Here is a 26,163-nt window from a genome sequence, read left to right as displayed (position 1 = left end):
AGCCACTGCGCAGATGGGCCGCTTGCGCGACGCCTTCAGGGTCACGCCCGCAGCGACAGGACTGGGCGATGCCGTGCCGACACTGGGCTCGGCGGCAGCTGCCGATGCGGTCGGCGACGGGGTCGACTTCGACCGCGTGCGCTGGGGCCGCGTCGTGCTCGTGGCCTTCTCCGGGGTGGTATCGCACATCTTCGGTCGGGCCACCATCGGAGTACTGCTCCCCGCCATGGCCCCCGAACTCGGGCTGAGCGACACGCTGGTCGGCGCACTCGGTTCGACGAATATGGGCGCCTACTTCACGGGTGTAGTGATCGTCACGTTCAGCGCGGGCCGTGTCGAACCGTTCACGCTTCTGCGAGCCGGCATCGTCACGTCGACGATCGGCCTCGTCGTGGTGGGAACGGCGTCGTCTCCGTTCGCTGTGGTGATCGGAACTGCACTGGCGGGCCTCGGCGGCGGGGGTATCTGGCTCACCGCTCCAGTCATCGCCAGCGAGGGAGTGCCTGCGGCTCGGCGCGGCGCCGCGCTCGGCGTGCTCACCGCCACCATGGGCGCAGCATTCATCGGCGTTCCCCTGGCAACTGCGGCGATGCGCAACGTGGCTGGCAGCGACGCGATCTGGCGGCCGCTCTGGCTGGGCGAGGCAGCGATCTCGATACTGCTGCTCGTTGCGCTGACGCTGTTCGTCAGGGTGGGGAGAACCGAACGGGTAGACGCCGTCGGCGGACTCGCAGCGTTGCGGCAGATTCAGGGCTGGAAGCGGACCGTCGTGGCGTACATGGCCTTCGCCTATACGACGTCGTCGTTCGCAAACTTCCTGGGTCTGGCACTCGAGCGCGACCACGGCTTCGACCGCTTGGCCGCCACGCTGGTGTTCTCCGGCATGGGGGCGGGTTCGATGGTCGGCGCTTTGGCGTTCGGCCGTCTCAGCGATCGCATGGGCCGTCCCGCCACGATGGCGACCGTGATGGCCATCAGCGCATGCACCGGTGTCGTGCTGGCGGCGCGCGTTCCCAATGCAGCAATCATCGTCGCCGCCGTGGTCGTGTTCGGCGGCGCATCGTTCGCCTACCCATCGCTTACCGCCACGTTTGTGAGCGATCACGTTGCCGACCGCACGTTTGCGGCTGTGCTCGGCACGATGACAATGTTCTATGGCCCGGTGGCCGTCATCGGTCCAGCGGCGAGCGGTTGGCTCGCTGACAGGACAGGCAATTTCGACGCGACCTACGGAGTCATCGCGGTGATGGCCCTCACGTCATGCCTCTGCATGGCGACGATGCGCCGTTCTCGAAGTACGGCGCCGCAGCAGGCGCCGACTGGCTGAGCGCTGGCTCAGCCCTCCATCAGCTGCTTCTTCATGGCAGCCGCGGTTGCCAGCTTCAACGAGCGGCTCGGGCCAATCTCGATGGACTCGCCGGTCTGGGGGTTGCGTCCCATCCGGGCGCCACGTTCGGACATGGAAAAGGCGCCGAATCCTGGCCAGGTGATCTTGCCACCGGCCTTCACCTCCGCCGCGACGAGATCGAAGAACGCTGACAGCGTCCGCTCTGCGTCGCCCGCAGTTACACCGGCTTGAGCGGCTACCGCCTTAATGGTCTCTGCCTTGTTGGCCACGGTCCAGTTCCTCTCACAAAGGGATTCGGGGTATCACCTCAGCACACAAACAGGCCGAAGTGGTGGAATTGCGGCCCGCTGTCTACCGGTATGAGGGCTCCGACGCACCTCACGCCTGGGGATCGGCGGGCGTTTGATGACGTACTTCCACCTTGACATCGAAGGCGTCTCGCAGGCCGTCGCCGACGTAGTTGACCGACAGGACGGTGATCACAATGGCCAAACCGGGGGCCCACACGAGCCAAGGCGCAGTCGTCACCAGCCCCTCATTGCCGCCGAGCATGTTGCCCCAGGTGGCACCGTGCACTGGGCTGACGCCGAGGCCGAGAAAGCTCAGAACTGATTCAGCCAGGATCGCCGCTGCGACTGCCAACGAGACTGCCGCCGTGATTTCGCCCACCAAGTTCGGCAACAAGTGCCGAAACAAGATGCGCGGAGTCCCTGATCCCATGGCTCGGGCAGCGGCGATGTAATCGTGCTCACGCAACGCCAGCGCCTTGGCGCGAATGATGCGCGCGAGTGGCATCCATCCGAGCAGCGACAGCACCAGAACCACGTCGAACACGCTCCCGCCAAGGATCCGAGCCAGCAGGATCACCACCATGAGGCTCGGAAGAGCGAGCAGCGTGTCGATGATCCGCATGAGCGCGGCATCGACGAACCCGCCGCGGTATCCGGCGACAAGACCGACGAGCGTGCCCATCACCGATGCCAGAATCGCCACCGACACACCGACCAGCAGCGAGATGCGGCCGCCATAGAGAACACGGCTGAACGTGTCGCGACCGAGAGTGTCGGTACCCAGCAGGTAGTCGCGGCTCGGGCCAGCGAGCAGATCGTCGAGATGCTGCTCGGTCGCGGGATGTGGCGCGATGAGGTCGGTGCCGGCAACGACCGCCGCGACGAGCACAAGTGCCACCAGCGCCACGACCGAGAGCCGATGCTGGGCGAATCGCTGACACGCCTGCGCTAGGGGCCCATGAGCACGAGCGCGATCAGCGAGCACCACGCCGGATCCTCGGGTCAAGCACGCCGTACAGCAGGTCGGCGACGAAATTCAGGGCGTACACGGCGACTGCCACGGCCATTACCGCAGGCAGCAGTACTGCGTTGTCCCCGCGTGCAGGGCGTCAAGGAACAGCAGGCCCATGCCCGGGTACTGAAACACCTGCTCGGTCACGATGAGACCGCCAACCAACAAACCGATGTCGAGGGCAGCCTGTGTCGTCAGCGGGATCAAGGCGTTGCGCACGCCGTGGCGGAGCACAACGACACGTTCGGACAGACCCTTGGCGTACGCCGTGCGCACGTATTCAGCGCTGAGGGCATCGAGCAGCCCCGCACGCATGTAGCGGCTGTAGACGGCAACCAGCTGCAATGACAAGGCCATGGTCGGCAAGGCGAGATGACGAGCACGGTCGATCAGATCGAAGCCCTCCTGACCCGGGGAATACAGACCAGCCGTCGGCAGCAGTGGCGGGGTAACTCCCAGCCAATTCGCGAGGTACAGGCCGAAGAAGAGCTGCAGCATCAAGCCGAGCCAGAACACCGGGATCGAGAGACCGAAGAACGACGTGGTGGTAGCTGCGTAGTCGATGAGCAAGCCGCGTCGCGCGGCTCCGAGCGTCCCCAGGACGATGCCCACCATCAGCGACAGCGTCACTGCGACAGCGACGAGCACCAGTGTGTTCACCAAAGCGGTCCGCACCAGCGGCCACACCTCGGCTCCGTTTTGCACCAGCGACGTGCCAAGGTCGCCGGTGACGAAGTTGCTCAGCCAATGGAAGTAGCGGGTCCAGAACGGCAAGTCGAGTCCCAGAGCCTCGACGTATGCGGCGCGGTCGGCAGCCGAGATCCGCGGGTTGACAGCGAACAGCGCTGTCGGCTTCGTGATGTTGTCTGCTGCCTAGAACGCGCCCAGCGAGATCACAGCCAGGATCGGCAGCGTGACTGCGAGCCGTCTGAGCGCGTACCCCACCATGACGCTGTATCAGCCCGAGACCGAAGCCATCAGCGGGCCATCAGGGAGTCATTCGCCGCTGACCGTCCAGTCGTACATGTCGAAGAAACCTCCGTAGCGACTCGACACGTACGCCCCCGGGCCAGACACCACCGTCTCGTTCCAAGCCAACAGGTTCGGCAGCACGTACAACGGGATCCACGGCACGTCATCCGCGAGCAGCGCTCCGAGTTCATGGACCATGACCAGCCGAGCAGCCGGATCCACCTCGCGTCGATGGCGAATGCCAGATCGCTCGCAGCCTGGCTGCGATAGGCCGTGAAGTTCTGCCCGGAGTACCCGTTCTCGGAGGTCGGCACGCCTTCGATGTCGTAGTACACCGTGACGGACGGGTCTGGATCGGTGCTGTTTGCGAACAGCGCCACCGGACCGAAATTCAGCACCGGCAGCCGGTTCTGGAACAGCTCGCCCGCGTCGTAGTTGATGATCTCCCAACCGATGCCGAAGGGTGCCGTCATCTCGACCACGAGCGCCTGCACGTCCTCGCGTCGTTTGTTGCCGGCCACGGTGTTCCACGCAAGCACGAGTTCTTCGCCTTCAGGGTTCACCCACAGACCGTCGGGGTTAGGACGGGTCCAGCCCTCGGCCTCGAGCAGCCCAGCAACCTTGGCGGCGTCCTGACGGTAGTGGGCGAAGTCGTCGTCGCACCACTCGCCGAAACCGGGGTTCCAACCGGTGCATTACAGCACTTCGGGGTCCGGGACGATCGAGCCGAGCGCGACGTCCGCGATGCGCTCCCGGTCAAGGGCGTACGCGAGTGCTTGACGCACGTTGCGAGTGACATCGAAGCGTCGATCGGGCGCGTCCTGGTTGATCCAGAGCCCCTCAATGAATGTCCCTGCGCCGACCACGAAGGTCAGATCGCCGGTGATGCGCTCACGGGCGCCCGGAAACGGCTACGGGAAGGCGGCCATCGCCTCGCCGGTCTGCAGTGCGAGGATCTCCGAGTCGGTGTCTTCGCGAGGCACCATGACGACCTCGTCGAGCAGCGGGATCCGATCCGCGTCCCAGTAGTCGCGATTCGGCACCAGGATCTGCTGCTCGGTCGACCATGAGTGCTGGATCCACGGGCCGCCAGAGAACGTGATCTTGTCGTTCCACTGGTCGGCGATGTCGGTGTCGGGCCCCAGTTCGTGTGCTGGCAGAACCAGGTCGAACAGCGTCTGCCACGGCGCATAGGGCTCGCTGAACGTGATCACTGCGGTGTGCGGATCGGAGTGGTCGATGTCGGTGATGAGGTCGTAGCCCGGGGTGCTGAGCGTGCCGGTGGTGTCGAGCACAGCGCGCCAGGTGAACCACACGTCGCTGCTGGTGATCGGCGTGCCGTCGCTCCACGTCGCCGCGGGGTTCAGCTGGAATGTGAGCTGAAGGTGCGGTCGTCGGCCGTGACGACGCCACCGTTGCCGACGCTCGGCTCAACGGTAAGCAACGACGACGCCACATACGTGTTCTTCGTGTCCAGCTCCATCAGCCGAGGCAGCACGTGAATCAGCGTCGACCACAGCGTCCACGTGGCGTTCCTGCACGACGTCACCGGGTTCAGGCACTCGGGCCACTGCTCGACCGCCAGCACGCGCGTGCCGCCGCCCGGGCCGTCATCGGCGCTGTCCGTGCCGCTGCCTGCGGCCGTCCCGCCGTCGGTGGCTGCAGGCCCAGACTCGTCGACCGATGTGCCGCTGCACGCGGTGAGCATCAGCGTGGTCGCGAAGGCTGCGGCAGCCCAGCGTCGTCGCGTTGCTTGTCGCGGCATCGCAGCCTTGGCACGCCTCACGTCGCGTGTTGGCCGATCATCAGCAAAAGTGGCTGTCATGGCAGAAAAATACGCTGTGCTGACGGCCGCAGGCGGCCGCTGGGCATCGGTCAAGGCTGGCGCGGCGCCCTTCCCGCCTTCTCTGCGCAATTTTGCCGCCTGTGGCGGCATTTCTGCACAGAGTCGAGGCGAACCGGGCTGACAGGCACCGCTGCGGTTCCGCTCGACCTCTGAGCACCTGCAGGACGCGTCTGGCAGAGTTTGCGGGATTCGGGGCCGGGCATGCCGGCCAAATGGCGACACGGGAGCGCACCGAGGTGCTGGACGGCTACCGCATTTTGGATCTGACCGACGACCGGGGGCATTTGGCCGGGATGCTGCTCGCACACCTCGGCGCCGAGGTGGTGCTCGCCGAGCCGCCCGGCGGACACCGCACCCGTCACCGCGGCCCCTATGTGGACGACGTCACGGATCCGGAGCGGTCGATCGAGTTTCTGGTCTACAACCGGGGCAAGCACTCGGTGGTCATCGAGAACTCAGCTCAGATCGCCGAGCTGGCAGCCCACTGCGATGCGGTGATCTCGTGTGGTGCATTCGTCGTCGACTTCGATGTGCTGCGTGCCGCCAACCCCCAGCTCGTGACCGCCTCGATCACGCCGTTCGGCGAAACGGGGCCAAAGACCGGCTGGGTGGCAACCGACCTCACGATCGCCGCCTCAAGCGGCACGATGTCGCTGACGGGCGACCGTGACCGGGCACCGGTGCGCATCGGCTCACCCCAGACCTGGCACAACGCTGCGGTGGACACCGCCGGCGCGATCCTCATGGCGCTGCACGAGCGGCAGACCTCGGGGCTGGGCCAGCACGTGGACGCCTCGGCCCAGCAGTCCTTCGTCGACTGCACGCAATTCCAGATGATGGCCGTGCTCACCGGCGGCGAGGTCCCGGTGCGGCTCCCGGGCGCCGTCAACCTGGGCGGCTTCCTCATCCCGTGGGTGTACGAGTGCGCTGACGGCTACGTGACCATCACGTTCCTGTTCGGCCCGATGATCGCACCCTTCACGAGCCGGCTCCTGACATGGGTCTGCGAGGAGGGCTACTGCGACGCCGAGCTGCGGGACAAGGATTGGGTCGACTTCGGCATGGCCATCTTCGAAGGCCGCGAGTCGATGGACACCTTCGACCATGCCATCAAGTGCTTGACCGCGTTTGCGGCCTCAAAGACGAAGGCGGAGTTGCTCGAGCGAGCACTGTCGGACAACCTGCTCATCGCGCCCGTCACGACGACTGCCGACGTGCTCGCGCTCGATCACCTGGGTGTGCGCGACTACTGGCAGCTGACCGAGGTGCCTCGCGTCAGCGGTCCTGAACCAGTGCGGCTGTGCGGCGCGATGGCCAAGACCACCGGCGGCCCGCTCCCAGACTTTGCAGCCGCACCGCGTTTCGGGGAGCACGCGGGGCGGTACTTGACGGCCGATGGAGCGGCCGGGCCGGCGATCACGTCCCGTCGGGGGGCAGAACTCACCCCCACCGGGCGATCGATGGAGCGCCCGCTAGAAGACGTCAAGATCCTCGACTTCATGTGGGCGCTGGCGGGGCCTGGTGCGACTCGAACCCTGGCCGACTACGGCTCAACCGTCGTCAAGGTGGAAAGCGAGCTGCACCCCGACGTCCTGCGCGGCGTCCATCCGTTCATCGGCGAGGAAGGCGGGCAGGAGAACGCGCTGCAGTTCCACTCGATCAACGCAGGGAAGATGGACTTGACACTCGACTTGTCGCTGCCCGAGGCCCGCGACGTGATCCTGGACCTCACTGCGTCGTGCGACGTGCTCACCGAGTCGTTCTCGCCGAAGGCGATGGCGAATTGGGGCCTCACCTACGACGTGCTGCGCGAAGTGAATCCCGACCTCGTGATGTTCTCCAGCTGCCTGATGGGCCAGACCGGGCCGATGCGCATGTACGCCGGCTTCGGCACGATGGCCGCCGCGATCGCCGGCTTCTATCCGGTGACCGGCTGGCCCGACCGCATCCCGGCTGGCCCGTTCACCGCCTACACCGACTACATCTCGCCGAAGCTGGGCGTGATGCTGATCCTGGCTGCGCTGGCCGAGCGGGATCGAACGGGCCGGGGCCAGCACATCGATTTCTCCCAGATGGAGGGGGCGCTGCACTTCTTGGCGACCGAGTTCGCCGACGAGGAGATCAATGGGCGCACTGCCGGTCGCAATGGCAACGCTGACCGCCACATGTGCCCTCACAGCGTCTATCCCGCAGCCGGCGATGACCGCTGGGTCGCGATCGCCTGCGAGACCGATGCGCAGTGGAGCGCGTTGGCGGGACTGCTTGTAGGGGCCGCAGGCGAGAACAGCGATCTGGGCCACGCCCTGTTGGCGATTGGCGCAGACGCTGACCTGGCGGCCGTGGACGTTGCAGGTCGACAATCCCGCAGCGACGCCATCGACGCTGCGATCGCCGCTTGGACTGAGCCCCAAGAAGCAGCCGCCATCGAGGCGGCGCTGCAGCAGTGCGGCGTGCCAGCACATCGGGTGAACGACGCTGCCGATCTCATGGCCGACCCGCAGATCATCGCCCGCGAGCACTTCTTGTCGGTACCCCACGCCAAGCACGGCCACACCTGGGTGGAGGACAGCAATTTCGAGCTGTCTCGCACGCCCGGACGGCCGCTGTGGGGCGGCCCGATGTTCGGCGAGCACAACATGGAAGTGCTCGAAGGCATCCTCGGTTACGAAGCCGAAAAGATCGCCGAACTCGTCATCGCCGGCGCCATCACCTGACAGCGCAGCACGGCACGCCCGCAGCGCCCCACAATGTCGCCATGAACAACGACAGCAACGGGTCAGGCGCCGGCAGACAGAACATCTCGAGCGGCGGTCCATATGAAGCCATCGGCGGCTATTCGCGCGGGGTTCGCCTGGGCAACTACGTGGCCGTGTCGGGTAGCACCACGCTCGGACCCGATGGCGTGGCGCACCCAGGTGATTGCTACCGGCAGGCGAAGGCGATCTTCGAACTCATCGAAGGTGTGCTCAACGAAGCGGGTGCCCAAATGAGCGATGTCGTGCGGACACGGTCGTTCGTGACCGACATCGGCACGACCGGGGACTTCATCCGTGCCCACGGAGAGGTCTTCGGTGACATTCGCCCTGCTTCCACCCTCGTCGAGGTGTCGGCGCTGATCCATCCCGATCTGGTCATCGAGATCGAAGTCGACGCGATCATTCCCTGAAGGCCGCTGGACGCGATGGCGCTGGCACTCAACCCCGCCAGCGAGGCCAATCGACCATTAGGTCGCCGCATGCCGTGATTGTATACAACAATCTATCCGTGAAAATAGGCAATAAACGGCTGTTATTCCGTACAGGAATAGCTGTGGTAACGCGCTAGCATTGGCCGTATCGACAACTACATCCCTCGTGTCGCCGACAGTGTGCTGCGCCGCCATCTCGCGGCGTGGCCTGCTGAGTTCGTCACCGGACCGCGTGCCGTGGGCAAGACGACGACGGCGCTGCGTCACGCCGCATCCACGCTGCGGCTCGATCAGACATCTGACCGCGGGCTGGTCCTTGACGACCCTGACGTTGCCTTGCGCGAGGGTCCGTTCCCATTGCTCATCGACGAGTGGCAGCACGCGCCTGAGGTTCTGGGTGCCGTCAAGCGCGCTGTCGACACGCAGATTCCCACGGGAGGACAGTTCATCCTGACCGGATCGTCGCGCAATGACCTGCACAGCGGTCAATGGCCTCTGGTAGGCCGCTCGCTTGCCACGCACATGTGGCCTCTCACAGGCAGGGAACGCTTCGGCAATGCCGCTGCCGATTCGCTGTTCGACCGCTGGGATTCCAGTGCGCGCTTCACTGTGCCTCCCGCGCCACCGGACCTGCTCGACTACCTCGACATCGCGCTCGACGGCGGCTTTCCCGGTGCTCTTGTCGCTGCGGCAGCAGGCGCCCGAAACGATTGGATGCGCACATACGTCGACACGACCGTGGTGCGTGACCTGCCTGAACTCGCCGCAGCCCACGGACGACGACGACACCCCGATGCGCTGCGGCGCTACTTGGGCGCCTGCGCACTGCACACCGCAGGCGTGGTACCCGATACGGCACTGGCACATGCGGCCGGGATGGACCGGCGCACTGCAGTCGGCTACCACGGCACGCTCAACGTCCTCCGCCTCGTTGCCGACGTGCCCGCATGGCACTCGAACCAGCTCAAGCGCTTGACGTCGATGCCGAAGCGCTTGCTCGCAGATTCCGGATTGGCGGCATGGCTGATCGGCACCGATAACGACGCCATCAGGCGGGATCCTGCAGTGCGCGGTCGGATCGTCGAGACCTTCGTCGCTGCGCAACTCCGCGTCGAGATTGAGGCGGCACAGCGTCGAACCACCATGTTCCACCTGCGCACACAGGGTGGGGAACACGAGGTCGATCTCGTGGTCGAGTTCGGCACGCGGCTGGCGGCGTTCGAAGTGAAGACGTCGAGCGGGCCTTCTGCGAGCGACGCCCGTCACCTTGCATGGTTGCGCGACAACTTGCCCGTGGAACAGTTCGCTGGAGGTGTCGTCTTCCACACTGGAGCCCGGCGCTACGGCCTGGGCGATCGCATCGAGGCGGTGCCGATCGCAGGTCTGTGGGGCTGAGAGCGTGCGTGCTCTGGTTCAACGGGCTTCCGACGCCCGGGTGCGCGTCGCTGGGCAGGTCATCGGCGAGATCGGACCCGGGCTGTGCTGCCTGGTGGGAGCAACGCACGACGACAGCCGGGACTCAGCGCGGAAGCTCGCCGGCAAGATCTGGAACCTGCGCATCTTTGCCGACGAGAACGGCCAGATGAACCGCTCTGTGGCCGAGACCAGCGGCGAGGTGCTGGTGGTCAGCCAATTCACGCTCTACGGCGATACTCGCAAGGGCCGCCGTCCTTCATTCGTCGCTGCGGCCGCTCCCGACTTTGCCGCTGAGTTGATCGACGAACTGGTCGCCGAGCTGCAACGCTTGGGCGCGACCGTGGCGACGGGCTCGTTCGGGGCCCACATGGCCGTCGAGTTGACGAACGACGGCCCCGTGACGCTGATGCTCGAAGTCTGAGCTGGCCAGCCATCGGGGGAGCTGCTGTGCCCAGCACCGAAGATTCTGAAGAATTTGTTGAGTCCGCACCGAACTATTCGAACTATTCAACTTGGGCGAGTACGCGGCGTCGCGCGCTGCGGAGACCAAGGTCGCGACGCATTCTGCGACCTCGCCGGTGCGGTCACCGGCTACTACGAGATGACTGGCTGGGCTGACCGGGCACCCGCAGGACCGTTCCTCGCCTACACCGACTACTCAGACGCAGCAAGTGCTTGGTAGGGCACGTCCAGCTCGAGATCGTGCGAGAGCGGCGTGCCCGCGGCGGTGCACACTTGGGTCTGGGAGCGGGCTTGACCGTCACTCGACATCGCGCACGCGGTTGCTGCCGGGAGCGACAACGTCACGTCATCGGTGCCGCTCGGCTTGACATGGATCTCCCAGAGGTCACTGCGCCCGTCGACGCGCTTGAACTTGAGGGCTCTGCCGTTGGTCACTTCCAGCAAGTCGTCACGCAGCGTGCGGTAGCTCACAGCGATCGACTCGCTGAACTGGACGCGTACGGTGAACTTTCGCGTGCCGGCATAGGATTGCGGAACGGTCGACTCGACGAATTCGGCAGTCAGAACCGGGGCGTCGCCCTCGTCGCCGTCGCCGTCGTCGCCATCATCACCGTCGTCGCCGTCGTCTGGTGAAGGCTCAAGCAGCGCAGCCGATTTGAGCGTGAAGCTCGGACCAAGCTGTGCATCAGATCGGGTACGGACTCCCTCTGAATTGTCCGGCGGGCATGCCGCCGGAACAGTCGCCGTCAGGGTGCCCCCGTACGCGTAGGGCTGCGCAGACGATGCCTGGTTGAGGTGGAACGGTGTGCTGATGTCGCCCCACGACGTCTGCGCCCGAACCACCACCTTGTACTCGACAGTGTTAATCAGGCCAAAAATCACATATTCCAAGTCGTCATGACTGTCGCCGTCGCTGCAGGGGTCAACGCTCGAGATGAGGTCGCTGCGGTTCCAGCGCGATATGAGGAACTGACTGTGAGCCGTGGCGTCGATCCAGTAGACGTAGTAGTCGATGTCGTCGGCATCGGCGAACTGCGGCCACGTCACCTTCAGGCTGCTGTTGCCGCGCGTCAGGGTCGGCTAGTGGATCGGTGCGGGGCGGGTACGGGTGCGGTCCGTCAGCGATTCGCTCCACGGACCGAACCCATACTCGTTGCCGGACCGAACTTGGAACACGTATCTGACGTCGCGCTCCAGACCCTCGACCCAGTGGTAGTAGTCCGTATCGGATGTCTCGACCGTCCAATTCTCGTCGGACATGTCCGTCGCATCCTCACGTATATAGCGGACCTCCGCACGGTCAGAGCTGACATCTCCTTCAGGACTCCAGATGAGCAACATCCAAGTAGTTCCCCACGAGTACAGACAGCAGGTAGGCGCCTCCATGACTGCGACATTTTCGTCGACTTCTGATTGCGCCTGCGCGTGTGTCGGCACTGCCGCAATGAACACCGCCACACACAGCGCCGCGGCGATTCGCTTCCAGAGGACATGAACCGATTTGTGCACATCAGTGAATGTAGTTCATAATATTGTGCGGCTGCGCCCCGGCGGAGCGAAGACTGGGCGCACATCGCAGCTGTGAGCGATTCGGGCAACCAGCCCGTCTTAGCCAACTGACCAGCCAGCGGGGGAAATGCCGACACATCCAATATGCCCGCCGGCAATGCGCAGATTCCCAACAAGGCGCCTACGCGGCGTCTTTGCCGCTCTTGTGCTGGTGCTGACGGTGGTCGCCCCCGCAACAGCGCCCGCGGCGGCTGAGCTCGCGGTGGCGGTGGCGGTGGCGGCCCGGCCTGTTGGGCTTCGGCTGGTGGCGGCCGCCCACGACCAGATCTCCATCGCGTGGGACGACCCCGGCGACGCCTCCATCAACGGCTACCAGATCCTGCGGCGCCTGCGCGACAGCTACGCCGTGGGCCGCTTCGACGTCGTCGCCGACGACACCGGAACCGCTGACACCGCCTACACCGACGCCGAGGTGACCCCCAGCACCCGTTACGTGTACCGGGTCAAAGCCATCAACTCCGCCGACACCAGCCGGCAGTCGACATACCCCCCCCCCCCCGCTGAACGATCCCGACAACAGCGACGGGGGTGACAGCAAAGACGACGGGGGCGACAGCGAGGAGACAGACGCCGCCAAGGTCCTCCGCAACAAAATCGTCTTCGTCAACAACCCCCCGCCGCAAGACGTCCAACCCCGACTACAAACAACCGACAACCTCGACCGCACCCGTTTCGGGGAGTTCTCGTTGCATTCCGACAACGCCGATGCGCGCGGCTTGTGGTCGGACGGGACGACGTTGTGGGTGGGCGACGACAGCGACGCGAAGGATTACGCGTACAAGCTGTCGGGGGGGTTATGGGGACCGGGACTCGGCCAAGGACATATCGGGGGCGTCGACCGACGCGTTCTACGTGACCGGCCACCAGGACCGGCTGTGGTTGGGCGACGACGGCGTCGCCACCGGCAACACCCACCCGATGGCCTACGCCTACGACCTGCCGGGCCGCACCCGGGCGGCGGCGGACTTCGAGCTGCGCGAATACATCGACGCCGACTTCAACGTCGCGGGGGTGAACTCCAACCGGGGCATGGCCACCGACGGGAACTACCTGTGGGTGGCCGACGCCACCTCGGTGGTGCAGGCGTTCCGCCTGTTCGACGACCCCGACACCCCCGAGAACGACTACGGCACCAACGACACCGGACGCGATCTCGACTTCGACGACAACGGCGACTCGTTCAGACCGTTCGGCCTGTTCACCGACGGCGCCACCATGTGGGCCGTCGCCACCGGCGAGACCACCGCCAAGGCGTTGAACCTCGCCGACGGCACCCGCAACACCGCAGCCAAGTTCACCTTGCGCACAGACAACGCCATCCCCTACGGCATCTGGTCCAACGCCATCACCATGTTCGTCCTCGACAACGCCGACCACAAGATCTACACCTACCGCATCGGCGACGTGGAGGTGTCGGGAGCTGTGGTGGGGGGTGTGGCCCATGTGTCTGCTGGCGGGTAGCACTCGTGTGTATTGGGTGGGAAGGGGTCTTCGACGCGGGTGGAATGCTCGGGCGGTGATGGGCCGTTGGGCAGCGATGCCGTGGTGCCGGGGGCGGGCAGCGGCCGCCATTACGAGATGGTGTCGGCAGACGGGTTCCATTCATGCGCGCTGTTGGACGACGGCGCCGCGAAGTGCTGGGGCAACAACCGGTTCGGCCAGGCGCCGGCTGATCGCTCGCACAACGATACGAACCTGGGCTATGTGTCGGTTGATGCGGGGGTGTGGCACACGTGCGCAGTGGTCGATGACGGGTCTTTGGACTACTGGGGCCGCAACGACGACGGCCAGCTCGACGCCCCGGCGCTGGAGGGAGGCCGGGAGTGGATCCAGGCGTCCGCGGGCGGGTATCTGGGCGGCATCAGCACTAACGGGGCGTTGTCGCATTCGCGCACCTGCGGGCTGGTGATCGACGGCACAGTGCGCTGCTGGGGCGACACCCCCCATGGTCTCGACGAGGTGCCGCACGCCAAGCACGGCCACACCTGGGTGGAGGACAGCAATTTCGAGCTGTCGCGCACGCCCGGACGGCCGCTGTGGGGCGGGCCGATGTTCGGCGAGCACAACATGGAAGTACTCGAAGGCATCCTCGGCTACAACGCCGACAAGGTTGCCGAACTCGTCATCGCCGGCGCCATCACCTGACAGCGCAGCACGGCGTGCCTGCCGCGCCACACAATGTCGTCATGAACAACGACAGCAGCACTTCAGGCGCCGACAGGCAGAACATCTCGAGCGGCGGGCCGCTTGAAGCCGTCGCCGGCTATTCACGGGGGGTGCGCCAGGGCAACTATGTCGCCGTGTCAGGTAGCACAACGCTCGGACCCGATGGCGTGGCGCACCCGGGCGACTGCTACAGGCAGGCGAAGACGATCTTCGAGCTCATCGAGAGTGTGCTCAACGAAGCGGGTGCCCAGATGAGCGACGTCGTGCGGACACGGTCGTTCGTGACCGACATCGCCATGACCGAGGACTTCGTCCGTGCCCACGGAGAGGTCTTCAGCGACATCCGACCCGCTTCGACCTTCGTCGAGGTGTCGGCGCTGATTCATCCCGACCTGGTTATCGAGATCGAAGTCGACGCGATCATTTCCTGACGCTTGCGGCAGACGTTCGCCGACGCCCCGTTGCGGCGCGAGGGATGAGTCCGACTACTCAAACAGGTCAGAACGCGAGCCGACAGGGTGGCGACCGGGCTCGGGGTTGGGGACGAGCACTTCGCACTCCATGGCGTCAGGGTCCCGGAAGAACAGGCTGAGTTTGCGCCCGAAGTCCGTGACGGTGCCGTCGGTGGCGCCAGCGTCCATCAGTTGCCGCCTGATGTGGCCGAATTGGTCAAGATCGGCGGCACGAAGACCGATGTGATCAAGTCGGCCGCGACCGAACATCGGCGTCTGGTGCTCGGCCTGGTCGTTGCCTTCGATCTCGAACACGTTGAGCTCGGTACTGGGTCCGATGTTGATCACGGTCATGCGAGGCCCGCCGGGGTATTCCTCGCCGTCAAACTCGATCGTGGCCCCGAACATGTCGATGTAGAACCGCTGCAGCGCGTCCGAATCTCCAGTGATGACCGCTACGTGGTCCAGTCCGAGTGTCAGCATTGCACTCTCCTTTCGTTGCTGACGGCTCCGCCGCTCAGAGCGCTTGGCCTGCGTCAGGTTCGGGAGTGCTCGCCGCCGCCATTGGGGGCGTTTGCGATGCTGAGCCTTTGGCCGTGGTGAGTATAGGCACTGTATTGCGCAAAGTTCCTGTGACGACGGGAGCCGATGCCCTCGACGGCGTTGCCTATCGAGCGCATCTGACTGCGATCAGCCGAAACCTACGCTGAGCGCGTGCGTGCTCTGGTTCAACGGGCTTCTGAAGCCTGCGTGCGCGTCGACGGTGAGGTCATCGGCGAGATCGGCGCCGGGCTGTGCTGCCTGGTGGGAGCGACGCGCGACGACAGCCGGGAGTCGGCGCGCAAGCTTGCGGGCAAGATCTGGAACCTGCGCATCTTCGCCGACGAGAACGGCCAGATGAACCGGTCAGTGGCCGACACCAGCGGCGAAGTGCTGGTGGTCAGCCAGTTCACGCTCTATGGCGACACCCGCAAGGGCCGACGGCCGTCGTTCGTCGCCGCGGCCGCTCCCGACCTCGCCGCTGAGCTGATCGACGAGCTGCGACGCCTGGGCGCCACGGTTGCAACCGACTCGTTCGGGGCATACATGGCAGTCGAGTTGACGAACGACGGACCAGTGACGCTGATGCTCAAAGTCTGAGCCGAAGCACTGCGGCGCTGGGCAGGCTCAGGCGGGGGTGAAACGGAGCAGTGCGGGGCCTTCTGGAGTGGGGTCGAAGACTGCCTGCACGGCCTGGCCGATGTGGACCGTCTCGGGGTCGCAGCCGACGATATTGGTGACCACGCGGGGGCCTTCGTCAAGCTCGACGTAGGCCAGCACGAACGGGGCCGCCTTGCGCCACGAGCCGGGGATCCGCCGGGTGACCGTGCAGCTGTAGACGGTGCCGTGCCCCGAGGCCTCGAACCAGGTCACTGACATCGAACCGCATTGGTCGCAGCGTTCGCGCGGGTACCACACGACGTGATCGCAGTCGTCGCAGCGGGGCAGCTCCAAGCGGCCCTCGGCCGTGGCGTCCCAGAAGCGCTGCGTCTCGAGGTTCGCATTCGGCGGCGGCACCGGCAGGCCCGACGGCCCCAATTCGCTCACAGCGATCGTCCCATGACGAGGGTGGCGCTTCCCATGCGTGTCGCGAGGCTGCCTCCGGTGCCGTGCGCCAAGGCCAGCTCGCAGTCGGGCACCTGTACAGCAGCGTGAGCCTCGCCACGCAGCTGCCGCACGGCTTCGACCACCTTGGTCATGCCGCCGCGATTGGCCGGATGGTTGTTGCACAGCCCGCCACCATCGGTGTTGAACGGCAGCACACCGCCCGGTGACTGCAGAGCGCCGTCGGACACGAAGCGCCCGCCGTCCCCCTTCTTGGCGAAGCCCAGGTCTTCGAGCGTGACCAACACGGTGATCGTGAAGCTGTCGTAGATCGACACGTAGTCGATGTCGGCCGGGGTGATGCCGGCCTCGGCGAACGCCAGCGGGCCCGAGCGCGACGCTCCGGTGTGGGTGAGGTCGATACGCCCGCCTGAGGTGTGCTTGATCGACGTGCCCGTGCCCAGTACCGGGACGCAGTGACGGTCGAGCGACGCTGCTACAGCTTCGGAGACCAGCACCAGCGCTCCCCCGCCGTCGGTGATGACGCAGCAGTCCAGCCGGTGCAGCGGGTCCGAGATCATCGGCGACGAGACCACCTCGTCAACGGTCACCACGTCGCGTAGGAACGCGTTCGGGTTGTGCTGGGCGTGCGTGGACGCCGCCACTTTCACTTCGGCGAGCTGCTCGGAGGTCGTGCCGAACTCGTGCATGTGACGTGCCGCGGCCAGCGCGTACCCGCCGGGTACCGACATGCCGAACTGATTCTCGAAGGACGCCTCGGGCGCAGAGCTGAATCGGGCACTGCCGCCCGGTCCTGCACCGCCGGTGCGGGGCTTGCCCGCCAGCGTGATAAGCGCCACGTTGACGTGACCTGCGGCGATGGCGGCCGCAGCGTGCTGGACGTGAACCAGGTACGCGGAGCCGCCGGTTTCGGTGTCGTCGATGTAGGTGCAGTCGAGCCCCAGGTACTCCACCATCGACAGCGCACCGAAGCCAGGAGCGTCGCCCGCGGAGTAGTAGGCGTCGACATCGGCCAGGGTGAGTCCCGCGTCGGCCAGCGCCCCAGCGGCCACCTCAGCGTGGATCTGCGGCAGCGTGCGATCGGGCAACTCGCGCCCGGGATGCTCGTACACCCCGGCGATGAATGCCTTCCCTCGAATTGTCACCGGCGGCACGCTAGCCGCCCCCTGCGAAGCGATGCCCGATCGCGACCCGCACGAGAACATCGGCCTGAGATCCGAGAGGGCGTTAGCTTCACGGCGATGCTGAAGCCATATCGAGTGCTGGATCTCACCGATCACCGGGGCGCGATGTGCACCTCGATCCTCGGCTCGCTGGGCGCGGAGGTAGTCCTCGTCGAAGGCCCCGACGGCCGGGGACGAGACCACCGCCAGCACGGACCCGACGGCACATCGCTGGGCTGGTGGAACCTGCGACGCGGCGCGCAGAGCTGCGTCATCAACGACCGCAACGAGCTGCTGGAGCTCGCCGCGGGCGCCGACGCGCTGATCGAATCACCCGACCCCGGCCTCGGTCTCGACTACGACGAGCTGCGCGCCGTCAACCCGGGCCTCGTGCACACCACCGTGACCGCCTTCGGCAGCACCGGCCCGAAGGCCGGATGGGCAGCGTCAGATCTCACCATTGCCGCGTCGGCGTGCAGCGCTGCCATCACCGGCGACTCCGACCGAGCACCGCTGCGCATCACGGCACCGCAGAGCTGGCTGCACGCCGGATCGCATGCCGCGGTCGGCACCGCGCTCGCGTTGCGCCAGCGTGACCGCAGCGGCTATGGCCAGCACGTCGACATCTCGGCGCAGCAGGCGCTGATGCAGATCGCGTTTCCTGGACACGTCCACGCTCCGAACGGGTACCCGTCGGCGCGGCGGACGTCGGGCGGCATCCTGCTGCTCAACTTTCACCTCCAGTTCGTCTACCCGACGCTGGACGGATACGTCTCGATCACGCTGCTCTTCGGTGACACGATCGGCCGCTTCACCGCTCGGCTGATGGATTGGGTAGCCGAGCTTGGCTGCTGCGACGACGAGTTGGCCAACCTTGACTGGGTCGATTTCGGCATGCGCCTGTTCACCGAGCCCGACAGCGCGCCGGGGCAGCTCGAGCAGGCCAAGGCCGCGATCACCCGCCTGACCAGCACTCGGACCCGAGCCGAGCTGTTCGCGGAGGCACAGAAGCGTGAACTGCTGCTCGCGCCCGTGTACAGCCCGGCGGAGCTGACCGGAGTCGAGCACTTCAACGAACGCGGCTACTGGGACACGGTCGACGATCCGGCCTGGGGCAGCGTCGTCACCCCCGGTGCGTGGTGCAAGCCCAGCCGCACGCCCCTGCGCTCGCTCGGCGGACCGCCCGAACTCGGCGTCCACACAGAAGCGGTGAAGACGACGCCTCGTTCGGCGCTGCTGGACGCCGCGCAGGCACTGCGTGATGCGGGCAGCGACGCCGCGGCGCCGCGCCCGCTCGACGGCATCAAGGTGCTCGACACCAGCTGGGTGTATGCCGGGCCGTTCACCACGCGGGTGCTCGCTGATTTCGGCGCGACGATCATCAAGGTGGAAGGGCCGTCCCGTTTCGATGGCGCCCGGGGCAGCGGAGGCGGGCTGCGGGGCGACATGGGACCTGACGCGTCGATCCAGTACGGAACGCTCAACGCTGGAAAGCTCGGCGTGACCCTGGACCTGAATGTCCCGGAAGGCCGCGACGCCTTTTGCGATCTCACCGAGTGGGCGGACATCTTCGTGGAGTCGTACACGCCCGGCACGCTGGACGATTGGGGCATCGGGTGGGAGACGCTGTCGGAGCGCAACTCGAGTCTCATTCTGCTGAGCACCAGCCTGATGGGCCAGACCGGACCGCTTGCCACGTTCGCCGGTTTCGGCAACCTGGCTGGCGCCATCACCGGCTTCTACGAGATGACCGGTTGGCCCGACCGAGCCCCCGCAGGACCCTTTCTGGCCTACACCGACTACGTCACGCCGCAGTACATGGTGCCGCTGCTGTTGGCCGCGCTCGATGCTCGTGATGCCGATCCCGAAGGCCGCGGCCAGCACCTCGACTTCGCACAGGCCGAAGCTGCAGTCCACTTCCTGGCAACCGAAGTGCTCGAGCACACGGTCAACGGCGCAGCGGCGACTCGGATCGGCAACGCGGATGCGTTCATGTGCCCCCATGCGATGTACCCGTGCGATCCCGGAGACGCAGACCCCGACAACCCACTTGAACCGCCGGACCCTTGGATTGCCGTGGTGTGCGAGACCGAGCACCAGTGGGAATCGCTGTGCCGCTTGCTTGAGAGCGACGGCCAGCCGGTGCCGCCCGACCTCGCCAACATTGACGCAGCAGGACGCCTCGCGCGCAGCACCGAGGTCGACGCCGCCGTCGTCGCCTGGGCCGCGCAACGCACCCCTGCTGACGCCGAAGCTGCACTGCAAGCCGTCGGTGTTCCGGCGCATGCCAATCAGAACGGTCTGGGCTGCCTCGCTGATCCGCAGCTCATCCACCGAGGCCACTGGATGGAGGTGGCCCATCCGGTGCACGACCGCATGATCGTCGAGGCACCCCGCCTGCAGCTCAGCACCACACCCCACACCGTCACCCGCTCGGGCCCCAGCCTTGGCGAGCACAATGACCTGGTCTTGCGGGACATCCTCGGCTACGACGACGACCGCATCGTCGAACTTGCCGTCGCCGGCGCCATCGGCTGAGTGCCGAACGGTCTGTGAGAGGAATGAGCACATGAACGCTGACGAACGACTGCGAGCCATCCGGTTGATTCACGACTCTCCGTTGCGGATCGTGCTTTCGGTGACGGGCGGCGGGGTGCTGGCGCTGAGCGACCTGCTGACGATTCCGGGCGGCTCGCGCACGATCCTCGAGGCCGGCGTCCCGTATTCGGTGAAATCGCTCTACGAGCTGATGGGCTCAGAACTCGAGCCGCACGTGTCCGACGAGGCTGCGTTGGCGATGGCCGACGGCTGCCTGGCCCGCGCCCACTACCTCGTTTCGACACCGAAGCCGGGAACCGAGCCGTGGCCGCTCGCCGGCGTCTCGTGCACAGCCGCGCTGGTGACTGATCCGCCACGGCGAGGCGAAGACCGGGCGCACATCGCAGCCGTGACCGACTCGGGCACTCGCATCGCCCGCAAGGTCACCTACGGGACCGACGATCGGATCGCCCAGGACCGCGAGACCTCCGACGCCCTGCTCGAGCTCATCGCGGAGATCACCACCGGCTGAGTGCTCAGTAACCGGCCCGCTTGACGCCTGGTGCCGGCTGAGACTCAGCTGAACAGGCCGGTGCCGATGCCTTCGGCTACATCGTCGAAGTCGTAGCCGACCTCAGTCCATACGTCGAAATTGTGCTCGCCCAGGTAGGCGGGGCTGAGATGGCGCGGGAACCAACGCTGGCCGTTCCACAGCCCGGCGAAGGCGTCGACGGTGCGCTCGCCGAATACCGCATGGTCCGCGGGTTGCCAGAAGCCACGAGCCGCGTGCTGGGGATCGTCGGCGAACAACTGGTGCGAGTCCTGCACCGGTCCCGCAGGAACCCCAGCGGCCTGCAAGGCCTCCGCCGCCTCGGCAGCGGTGCGCCCCGCTGCCCATTCGCCGAGCACTTGGTCGATGACTGTGCGGCGATCGCGACGGCCATGCTCGGTGGCGAGCGTCGGATCGTCGAGTCGCGTGTCGGCCAACAGCCCCGAGAGCCCGAACCACTGCGCCAGCTCGGTCACGGTCACAGCCACGAAGCCATCGCTGCACGCGTACACCTCGTTGGGAACGTGGTCGGCAATGCCGTCACGGTTGCCTTCGGGCCTGGGCGGTGACACGCCGGCCGACTGGCGGATGATCGCCGCCCCGATCGCATACGTGCCTACTTCGAGCTGCGCCATGTCGATGCGCTGCCCCTCACCGGTGCGCTCGCGGGCATACAGCGCACCCACTGTCGAGACCGCTCCGGCGAAACCCGCCAGGTGGTCATTGAGCGAGAAACCCGGGCCGACGTCGCCGCGGTCGGCGAAGTTGGTCAGGTGCGTGATGCCGCACACCGCGTGCACGGTCGGTGCGTACGAGATGACATGCCGCCACGGTCCGTCATGGCCGCAGCCTGACATCGTCACGTAGACCAGTCGCGGGTTCCACTCGTGGACGGTCGTCCAGTCGAGACCCCACGAATCCAGCACTCCGGCGCTGAAGTTCTCGATGAGCACGTCGCACGTCTCGATCAGCCGCCGGGCCGCAGTCAACGCGTCAGGATGCTGCATGTCGAGCGTGGCACTGCGCTTGGAGCGGTTCCACACGAAGTAGTAGGGGAAGTCGGGCGAGTTGACGAGCGTGGAGCGCTCCTCGCTCTGAATCCGAATCACGTCGGCACCCAGATCGCCGAGCAGTTTCGTGGCAGACGGTCCGGCGAGCACCCAGGTGAAATCGGCGATCCGTATTCCGTCGAGTGGCCGCCGGTCATTTGCACCCTCGCTCAGCGCCGCGCTGACCGGGCTGCGGCTTGCCCCATTTCGGGCTTCACTCGCCGGCGCCGCCCATGACGCCAAGATCTCATCGAGAGGCGTGTCTGCCACGGCCGGAGGACAAGGCGGGATCGAACCGGACCTGCCGGCGTCGCTCCAGCGCACCAGACGGCCCGGCACGCGCACCGGACCTGCTCCGCCTGTCGCTAACCCGGCGGGCACATGCGAGCCATTGGCAGCAGTCCTCCCCGGCGCCGCTACCTCGGCGAAGAACTCTCGGTAGGCGAACTGCGGGTTTGCGGACACCTCGGCGATGTCCAGCACGCCGCCGAAGGCCACATGGCGTTCCTGCGCTTCCCACCACAACTCGCGGGAGTCCTGGGGCCCAACCCACCGTCGGACGGCGTCCATGACCTCAGTCACGTTCAGCAGCACCTCGGTCGGATCCGCTCCGAGCCACTGCGCTACGTCGTCGAAGCCAGTCTCGACCATCCACTCGAACAGCAGGTCGGGCGTCGGCGTCAGCGTGATCATGACGTAGCCGCCGTCACCGCCCCGGCATTCAGCCAGGTCATACGCACCCAGCCAGTGCAGGGCACCCTGCCGGGGAGCCACCTTGGGCAGGGGCAACACGTCGTCGAAGAAGTACTGCATGAACAGGTTCTCGATCGAACCGGTGACCGTCTCGTGGATCGAGATGTCCACATGCGCCCCGCGCCCTGTCGAGCGTGCCGACAACGCTGCTGCGACACCCGAGGTGGCCGCTACGAACCCTGCGTAGTTGTAGGCCTGCCGGCCCCACACGTTGAGCGGACGGTCAGCCAGGCCCGTGAGCGCCATCATCCCGCCCATGGCGGCCGACACCAGATCGGAGCCCAGCCACTGCGCCCGCGGGCCCGTGCGCCCGAACGGCGTGATCGACACCTGCACCAGCGCAGGGTTGTCGGCGGCCGCGTCCGCGTAGTCGATGCCCAGTTCAGCCAACCGCCCGGGGCGTTCCGTTTCGATCACCAGATCGGCTGCCGCTGTCAGCCGCCGGTATGCGTCTCGACCCTCGGCAATGCTCACGTCCAACCGGCAGCGGCGCTTGCCGCCGTCGTACCACCAATCGGCCACACCACCGAGCGCGGCCGCAGCCCGATCAGTCAGCGGCAAGCCCGGCGAACCGGTGCCGACCCGCACCACGTCGGCGCCCAGTTCGGTCAGCAGCTTCGTCGCGAAGCGGCCCGGATCGCCGGTCAGGTCGACGACGCGCAGTCCCGACAGTGCTCCCTGAGCCGCCGACGGGTCCCGGCTCTGTCGCGGGGCGGGCTGGTTCATGACGACCCGAAGCTAGCCCCCACCGATGCGCCAGACGATGGCGTCCCGAACTCGTCTCAGGGGTGCAGCGCCGGGGGCTGCCCGCGGCTAGCTGGCGGCTGCGGCCATGAAATTGCGGTAGAGCTGCTCGGCGTCGGCGGCGAAGCCGTCCATGGAGCGGTCCGCATCGGCAGCGAGGGAGTCGAGCGAGCCGGGGCCAAGCGTCGACTCCAGCGCATCGCGGTAGATGTCGATCTCGCCCCAGTTGCGCACCGTGTCGTCCTCCACCTCTACGTGGTACTGCATCGACCACGCCCATTGCCCGACCCGCATGGCCTGCACCCGGCACTCCGGCGAGCCAGCCAGCACAACGGCATCGTCGGGAGGCTGGGCCACCTGCACCGAATGCCACTGCAGGGCGTGCTGGCGATCGCCCATCTGGTCGAAGATCGGGTCAGCCCGGCCTTCTGAGGTGAGATCCACGGCCAGCACTCCGATCTCGGGCGGGCGTTGCGGTCCGCAGGTTCCCCCGAGAGCGTCGGCCAGCAACTGGTGCCCCAGGCAGAGCCCCAGGAAAGGTCGCTGCAGCTCTCGCACCCAGCGACGTATGGCCCGTTTCTCAGGCACCAGCCACGGGCATTCCTCCACGTCCCACACGTCCATCGGGCCGCCCATCACCCACATGGCGTCGAAGTCGTCCAATGGCGGGATGGGCTCGCCCTCGTCGAGTTCCACCGCGGTCCACTCGACGCCGTCGGCCCGCAGGAAGTCGCGCAGTCTGCCGGGGTGCTCGCAGTCGATGTGCTGGAGTACGAGGAGTCGCATCGCCCCTGTTGCTACCACGCCAGGGGCTGGCTGGTTACGCCTTTGATGGGCCTCAGATCAATCGGGCGTCGTGCACAATCCGGCAAGACTGCCAATCGCTGTGTCGCGGCGCGGCTGGCGCACCTCGTGCTCGTCGTAGCCGTTGGTGGTGTAGCCGAACGACAGGCCCGTAGCCGGGTCGGCCCAGGCCAGCTGCCCGCCCGCGCCGTTGTGTCCGAAGGCCATCGGCGACACCGTGCGGCCCAGCCCGCGCATGTTCGACATACCGTCGTCGCCTGCCAGGAAGAGCCCGATCGAGCGATTGGCGGGCATGCCCATCGAGTCGGGCAGGGTGTTGCGCACCTCGCCGGTGCCGATGGCCAGCATCTCGGGGTCCCACAGTCCATCCGGGTTACCCAGCAGGCCCTGGTAGAAGAGCGCCACGTCGACCGCGGTGCCGAAAGCCCCGCCGCCGGGCACGCCGACTTCGCGCACCGACGGCTCGTTGAAGCGCAGTATCGCTTCGTTGGTGACCTCGGTCATCGGCAGCTCGCGGACGCCGAACGTCACCTCGAGCTCGTCGGGTGTGGCCGGCTCGCCCACGAGGATCAGCTCGGCGATGCCGTCCTGCTCCTCGGGTGCCAGACCCAGCATGCGAGGCAGACCCAACGGCCCGGTGACCCGGTTGTGCACCTCGTCACGGAAGTCGTTGCCGGTGACCGCGTTGATGATCTCAGCGAGGACCCAATGCGCGGAGGTGGGGTGGTACTCGTACCGGGTGCCGGGCTCCCAATTGAGGCGCCAGTTCGCCATGGCTCTCAGCCGCGATTCAGAGGTATCCCACTGCGGCGGCTTGAGCGGCGCGTGCGGGAAGCCCGACGTGTGCAGCATCACCTGTTCGACGGTGATCTGGTCCTTGCCGTTCTCGCCGAAGGATGGCACATAGCTGGCCGCAGTGTTGTCGAGCTCCACCGTTCCCTCACTGATGAGCTGCCACATCGTCGAAGCCACATACGGCTTGGTTGCCGAGAAGATGCAGTAGCGAGTGTCGTCGGTGGCGTCGCCGTAAGTGGCCTGCGCCACGATCTCACCCTCGAAGCCGACAGCGACCTGGCAGCTCGGCAGGAGTCCCGATTCGATCTCGCGACCGCAGCGATCGAAAAGGGTCTCGATGCGGGATTGCTGGATGGTGGTTGACGTGTGGGTTGCAGTGCTCACGGCCTTGGCCTAGCACCCGCGGCTACCGTCTCGCACGATTCCTGAGTCGCGGCGCACAAGGGGGACGCAATGAGCAACGGCCCAATGAGAGACGACCCAATGAAAGACGACACCGCAACCAACGAGACGATCGAGTTCGGGCTGGCAATTCGCCGCAGCGACGACATCGCCGGCCAGGCACGCGAGATCGAGGCGCTTGGGTACGACTACGCCACCACCGGTGAGCACGTGTTCTTCCATGTGCCGACGTCCAATGCCTTCATCTCGCTGGCAGTCGCGGCAGGTGCCACCACGACCCTCAAGCTGATGTCGTCCATCACGCTCATCCCGCTCTATCCGGCCGCGCTGTGCGCCAAGTTGGCGGCATCGCTGGATGTGGCGTCGGGAGGGCGATTTCACCTCGGCGTGGGGGTCGGCGGCGAGATGCCGTCCGAGTTCGAAGCCTGCGGCGTACCGGTGCGTGAGCGCGGCGCCCGCACCAACGAGGCGCTCGAGATCATCCAGCGGCTGTGGACCACCGACGACGTGACGTTCGAGGGCCGCTTCAACACGCTGTCGGGCGTGACGCTCGCGCCCAAGCCCGCCTCACCGCCGCCGATCTGGGTGTCGGGCCGCCAAGACGCTGCGTGGAAGCGAGCGGCTCGCTACGGCGACGGCTGGCTGCCGTACATGTACACGCCCGAACGCCTGGCGCAATCGATCGAAGCAATTGCGGGGTACCGCGAGGACGAGGGCAATGCGACACCGGTCGAGTCCGGCATGTTCGTGTTCTTCTGCTGCCACCCCGACAACGACACCGCCGTCGGGTACGCAGCCGAACGCCTGTCCAAACAGTACGCCCAGGATTTCTCCCAGCTCGTCCACAAATACGCCATCGCAGGCGACCCGGACCGCTGCGTTGCACGCCTGCGCGAGTACATCGATGCCGGGGCCCGCACCGTCGTGCTCAGCGCAGCCTCCCCGATGCACTACATAGAGGAGAGCGAGCGCTTCATGGCCGCTGAAGTGCTTCGGAGGATCCGCGGCCAGTAACCAGCCTCACCAAGGCGCAGGGGTGA

At 66.4% G+C, this 26,163-nt stretch carries 28 protein-coding genes; 13 read left to right on the top strand and 15 right to left on the bottom strand.

The window, feature by feature from the left end:
- The first annotated feature begins 13 nt into the window (after positions 1 to 13).
- On the top strand, positions 14 to 1,327 hold the full coding sequence (locus tag ACPXYO_RS09445) for an MFS transporter (RefSeq protein WP_423919437.1): 1,314 nt from the start codon (positions 14 to 16) through the stop codon (positions 1,325 to 1,327).
- Positions 1,328 to 1,335: 8 nt separating this feature from the next.
- Here the strand turns inward: ACPXYO_RS09445 and ACPXYO_RS09440 are convergent, their stop codons facing one another.
- The 7 genes from ACPXYO_RS09440 to ACPXYO_RS09410 form a co-directional block, all read right to left on the bottom strand.
- A complete protein-coding gene (locus ACPXYO_RS09440) occupies positions 1,336 to 1,617 on the bottom strand; it encodes an HU family DNA-binding protein (protein ID WP_423919435.1) in 282 nt (93 codons plus the stop codon).
- A 109-nt stretch (positions 1,618 to 1,726) separates the two neighbouring features.
- Positions 1,727 to 2,626: an ABC transporter permease gene (locus tag ACPXYO_RS09435; protein ID WP_423919432.1), complete on the bottom strand. Its 900-nt coding sequence runs from the start codon at positions 2,624 to 2,626 to the stop codon at positions 1,727 to 1,729.
- A 78-nt stretch (positions 2,627 to 2,704) separates the two neighbouring features.
- On the bottom strand, positions 2,705 to 3,424 hold the full coding sequence (locus ACPXYO_RS09430) for an ABC transporter permease (RefSeq protein WP_423919430.1): 720 nt from the start codon (positions 3,422 to 3,424) through the stop codon (positions 2,705 to 2,707).
- A gap of 203 nt (positions 3,425 to 3,627) precedes the next feature.
- The gene (locus ACPXYO_RS09425; RefSeq protein WP_423919427.1) at positions 3,628 to 4,185 is read right to left on the bottom strand and encodes a hypothetical protein; all 558 of its coding nucleotides are present in this window, start codon (positions 4,183 to 4,185) and stop codon (positions 3,628 to 3,630) included.
- Positions 4,186 to 4,317: 132 nt separating this feature from the next.
- Complete coding sequence (locus ACPXYO_RS09420; protein WP_423919424.1) at positions 4,318 to 4,488, bottom strand: hypothetical protein; 171 nt, start codon at positions 4,486 to 4,488, stop codon at positions 4,318 to 4,320.
- Between the two features lie 45 nt (positions 4,489 to 4,533).
- Entirely contained in the window at positions 4,534 to 4,953 is a 420-nt protein-coding gene (locus ACPXYO_RS09415; RefSeq protein WP_423923796.1) for an ABC transporter substrate-binding protein, read from the bottom strand.
- 32 nt (positions 4,954 to 4,985) lie between these two features.
- Positions 4,986 to 5,447 (bottom strand): hypothetical protein, encoded by a 462-nt coding sequence (locus tag ACPXYO_RS09410; protein ID WP_423919421.1) that lies wholly within the window; start codon positions 5,445 to 5,447, stop codon positions 4,986 to 4,988.
- Between the two features lie 233 nt (positions 5,448 to 5,680).
- Between ACPXYO_RS09410 and ACPXYO_RS09405 the strand changes: the two genes are divergently transcribed.
- From ACPXYO_RS09405 to dtd (ACPXYO_RS09390), 4 genes are all read left to right on the top strand, one after another.
- The gene (locus ACPXYO_RS09405; protein ID WP_423919417.1) at positions 5,681 to 8,182 is read left to right on the top strand and encodes a CoA transferase; all 2,502 of its coding nucleotides are present in this window, start codon (positions 5,681 to 5,683) and stop codon (positions 8,180 to 8,182) included.
- Between the two features lie 41 nt (positions 8,183 to 8,223).
- Positions 8,224 to 8,634 carry a RidA family protein gene (locus ACPXYO_RS09400; RefSeq protein WP_423919415.1) on the top strand — a complete coding sequence of 137 codons (411 nt, stop codon included), beginning with the start codon at positions 8,224 to 8,226 and terminating at the stop codon, positions 8,632 to 8,634.
- Between the two features lie 201 nt (positions 8,635 to 8,835).
- Entirely contained in the window at positions 8,836 to 10,050 is a 1,215-nt protein-coding gene (locus ACPXYO_RS09395) for an ATP-binding protein (RefSeq protein WP_423919412.1), read from the top strand.
- Positions 10,051 to 10,054: 4 nt separating this feature from the next.
- Positions 10,055 to 10,492, top strand: coding sequence for a D-aminoacyl-tRNA deacylase (gene dtd / locus ACPXYO_RS09390; RefSeq protein WP_423919410.1), 438 nt, complete (start codon positions 10,055 to 10,057; stop codon positions 10,490 to 10,492).
- Between the two features lie 233 nt (positions 10,493 to 10,725).
- Here the strand turns inward: dtd (ACPXYO_RS09390) and ACPXYO_RS09385 are convergent, their stop codons facing one another.
- Together ACPXYO_RS09385 and ACPXYO_RS09380 are read right to left on the bottom strand one after the other, a co-directional pair.
- On the bottom strand, positions 10,726 to 11,580 hold the full coding sequence (locus tag ACPXYO_RS09385) for a hypothetical protein (RefSeq protein ID WP_423919407.1): 855 nt from the start codon (positions 11,578 to 11,580) through the stop codon (positions 10,726 to 10,728).
- Positions 11,581 to 11,613: 33 nt separating this feature from the next.
- Positions 11,614 to 12,042, bottom strand: a complete 429-nt coding sequence (locus tag ACPXYO_RS09380; protein ID WP_423919404.1) for a fibronectin type III domain-containing protein — start codon at positions 12,040 to 12,042, stop codon at positions 11,614 to 11,616.
- Positions 12,043 to 12,199: 157 nt separating this feature from the next.
- Between ACPXYO_RS09380 and ACPXYO_RS09375 the strand changes: the two genes are divergently transcribed.
- The 4 genes from ACPXYO_RS09375 (at position 12,200) to ACPXYO_RS09360 (ending at position 14,699) form a co-directional block, all read left to right on the top strand.
- Positions 12,200 to 12,634 carry a fibronectin type III domain-containing protein gene (locus ACPXYO_RS09375; protein ID WP_423919401.1) on the top strand — a complete coding sequence of 145 codons (435 nt, stop codon included), beginning with the start codon at positions 12,200 to 12,202 and terminating at the stop codon, positions 12,632 to 12,634.
- Between the two features lie 320 nt (positions 12,635 to 12,954).
- Positions 12,955 to 13,563 (top strand): hypothetical protein, encoded by a 609-nt coding sequence (locus ACPXYO_RS09370; protein WP_423919398.1) that lies wholly within the window; start codon positions 12,955 to 12,957, stop codon positions 13,561 to 13,563.
- Positions 13,564 to 13,602: 39 nt separating this feature from the next.
- Positions 13,603 to 14,247 (top strand): hypothetical protein, encoded by a 645-nt coding sequence (locus ACPXYO_RS09365; protein ID WP_423919395.1) that lies wholly within the window; start codon positions 13,603 to 13,605, stop codon positions 14,245 to 14,247.
- A gap of 41 nt (positions 14,248 to 14,288) precedes the next feature.
- Positions 14,289 to 14,699 (top strand): RidA family protein, encoded by a 411-nt coding sequence (locus ACPXYO_RS09360; protein WP_423919393.1) that lies wholly within the window; start codon positions 14,289 to 14,291, stop codon positions 14,697 to 14,699.
- A 54-nt stretch (positions 14,700 to 14,753) separates the two neighbouring features.
- Here the strand turns inward: ACPXYO_RS09360 and ACPXYO_RS09355 are convergent, their stop codons facing one another.
- The gene (locus tag ACPXYO_RS09355) at positions 14,754 to 15,203 is read right to left on the bottom strand and encodes a VOC family protein (protein ID WP_419554394.1); all 450 of its coding nucleotides are present in this window, start codon (positions 15,201 to 15,203) and stop codon (positions 14,754 to 14,756) included.
- A 231-nt stretch (positions 15,204 to 15,434) separates the two neighbouring features.
- Between ACPXYO_RS09355 and dtd (ACPXYO_RS09350) the strand changes: the two genes are divergently transcribed.
- On the top strand, positions 15,435 to 15,860 hold the full coding sequence (gene dtd / locus ACPXYO_RS09350; RefSeq protein WP_423919390.1) for a D-aminoacyl-tRNA deacylase: 426 nt from the start codon (positions 15,435 to 15,437) through the stop codon (positions 15,858 to 15,860).
- Positions 15,861 to 15,887: 27 nt separating this feature from the next.
- On the opposite strand, the gene ACPXYO_RS09345 is transcribed toward dtd (ACPXYO_RS09350), so the two are convergent.
- Both ACPXYO_RS09345 and ACPXYO_RS09340 read right to left on the bottom strand, forming a co-directional pair.
- Positions 15,888 to 16,307, bottom strand: a complete 420-nt coding sequence (locus ACPXYO_RS09345) for a Zn-ribbon domain-containing OB-fold protein (RefSeq protein ID WP_423919387.1) — start codon at positions 16,305 to 16,307, stop codon at positions 15,888 to 15,890.
- A complete protein-coding gene (locus ACPXYO_RS09340) occupies positions 16,304 to 17,470 on the bottom strand; it encodes a thiolase domain-containing protein (protein ID WP_423919384.1) in 1,167 nt (388 codons plus the stop codon). Before ACPXYO_RS09340 ends, ACPXYO_RS09345 begins: the two co-directional genes overlap by 4 nt.
- Before the next feature lie 96 nt (positions 17,471 to 17,566).
- Between ACPXYO_RS09340 and ACPXYO_RS09335 the strand changes: the two genes are divergently transcribed.
- Together ACPXYO_RS09335 and ACPXYO_RS09330 are read left to right on the top strand one after the other, a co-directional pair.
- Entirely contained in the window at positions 17,567 to 20,026 is a 2,460-nt protein-coding gene (locus ACPXYO_RS09335) for a CoA transferase (RefSeq protein ID WP_423919381.1), read from the top strand.
- 31 nt (positions 20,027 to 20,057) lie between these two features.
- The gene (locus ACPXYO_RS09330) at positions 20,058 to 20,558 is read left to right on the top strand and encodes a hypothetical protein (RefSeq protein WP_423919378.1); all 501 of its coding nucleotides are present in this window, start codon (positions 20,058 to 20,060) and stop codon (positions 20,556 to 20,558) included.
- Between the two features lie 44 nt (positions 20,559 to 20,602).
- On the opposite strand, the gene ACPXYO_RS09325 is transcribed toward ACPXYO_RS09330, so the two are convergent.
- The 3 genes from ACPXYO_RS09325 to ACPXYO_RS09315 all read right to left on the bottom strand — a co-directional run bounded on the left by ACPXYO_RS09325 (position 20,603) and on the right by ACPXYO_RS09315 (position 25,105).
- Positions 20,603 to 23,104: a CoA transferase gene (locus tag ACPXYO_RS09325; protein ID WP_423919375.1), complete on the bottom strand. Its 2,502-nt coding sequence runs from the start codon at positions 23,102 to 23,104 to the stop codon at positions 20,603 to 20,605.
- Positions 23,105 to 23,191: 87 nt separating this feature from the next.
- Positions 23,192 to 23,908 (bottom strand): type 1 glutamine amidotransferase, encoded by a 717-nt coding sequence (locus tag ACPXYO_RS09320; protein ID WP_423919372.1) that lies wholly within the window; start codon positions 23,906 to 23,908, stop codon positions 23,192 to 23,194.
- 57 nt (positions 23,909 to 23,965) lie between these two features.
- Positions 23,966 to 25,105 carry a serine hydrolase domain-containing protein gene (locus ACPXYO_RS09315; protein WP_423919370.1) on the bottom strand — a complete coding sequence of 380 codons (1,140 nt, stop codon included), beginning with the start codon at positions 25,103 to 25,105 and terminating at the stop codon, positions 23,966 to 23,968.
- Between the two features lie 69 nt (positions 25,106 to 25,174).
- Here ACPXYO_RS09315 and ACPXYO_RS09310 point away from each other — a divergent pair, with 69 nt between their 5' ends.
- The gene (locus ACPXYO_RS09310; protein WP_423919367.1) at positions 25,175 to 26,137 is read left to right on the top strand and encodes an LLM class flavin-dependent oxidoreductase; all 963 of its coding nucleotides are present in this window, start codon (positions 25,175 to 25,177) and stop codon (positions 26,135 to 26,137) included.
- Positions 26,138 to 26,163: the final 26 nt, after the last annotated feature.

This window comes from Candidatus Poriferisodalis sp. (assembly GCF_965237655.1).
Taxonomy (GTDB): domain Bacteria; phylum Actinomycetota; class Acidimicrobiia; order Acidimicrobiales; family Poriferisodalaceae; genus Poriferisodalis.
The sequence above is the reverse complement of the archived record's forward strand: the minus strand, read 5'-3'. Positions and strand labels throughout refer to the sequence as shown.

Coding starts and splice junctions, on each gene's coding strand:
- ACPXYO_RS09335 (WP_423919381.1), top strand. CDS start 17,567: ATGCTGAAGCCATATCGAGTGCTGGATCTCACCGATCACCGGGGCGCG.
- ACPXYO_RS09405 (WP_423919417.1), top strand. CDS start 5,681: ATGGCGACACGGGAGCGCACCGAGGTGCTGGACGGCTACCGCATTTTG.
- ACPXYO_RS09325 (WP_423919375.1), bottom strand. CDS start 23,104: ATGAACCAGCCCGCCCCGCGACAGAGCCGGGACCCGTCGGCGGCTCAG.
- ACPXYO_RS09355 (WP_419554394.1), bottom strand. CDS start 15,203: ATGCTGACACTCGGACTGGACCACGTAGCGGTCATCACTGGAGATTCG.
- ACPXYO_RS09330 (WP_423919378.1), top strand. CDS start 20,058: ATGAACGCTGACGAACGACTGCGAGCCATCCGGTTGATTCACGACTCT.
- ACPXYO_RS09445 (WP_423919437.1), top strand. CDS start 14: ATGGGCCGCTTGCGCGACGCCTTCAGGGTCACGCCCGCAGCGACAGGA.
- ACPXYO_RS09400 (WP_423919415.1), top strand. CDS start 8,224: ATGAACAACGACAGCAACGGGTCAGGCGCCGGCAGACAGAACATCTCG.
- ACPXYO_RS09310 (WP_423919367.1), top strand. CDS start 25,175: ATGAGCAACGGCCCAATGAGAGACGACCCAATGAAAGACGACACCGCA.
- ACPXYO_RS09360 (WP_423919393.1), top strand. CDS start 14,289: ATGAACAACGACAGCAGCACTTCAGGCGCCGACAGGCAGAACATCTCG.
- ACPXYO_RS09410 (WP_423919421.1), bottom strand. CDS start 5,447: ATGACAGCCACTTTTGCTGATGATCGGCCAACACGCGACGTGAGGCGT.
- ACPXYO_RS09320 (WP_423919372.1), bottom strand. CDS start 23,908: ATGCGACTCCTCGTACTCCAGCACATCGACTGCGAGCACCCCGGCAGA.
- ACPXYO_RS09375 (WP_423919401.1), top strand. CDS start 12,200: ATGCGCAGATTCCCAACAAGGCGCCTACGCGGCGTCTTTGCCGCTCTT.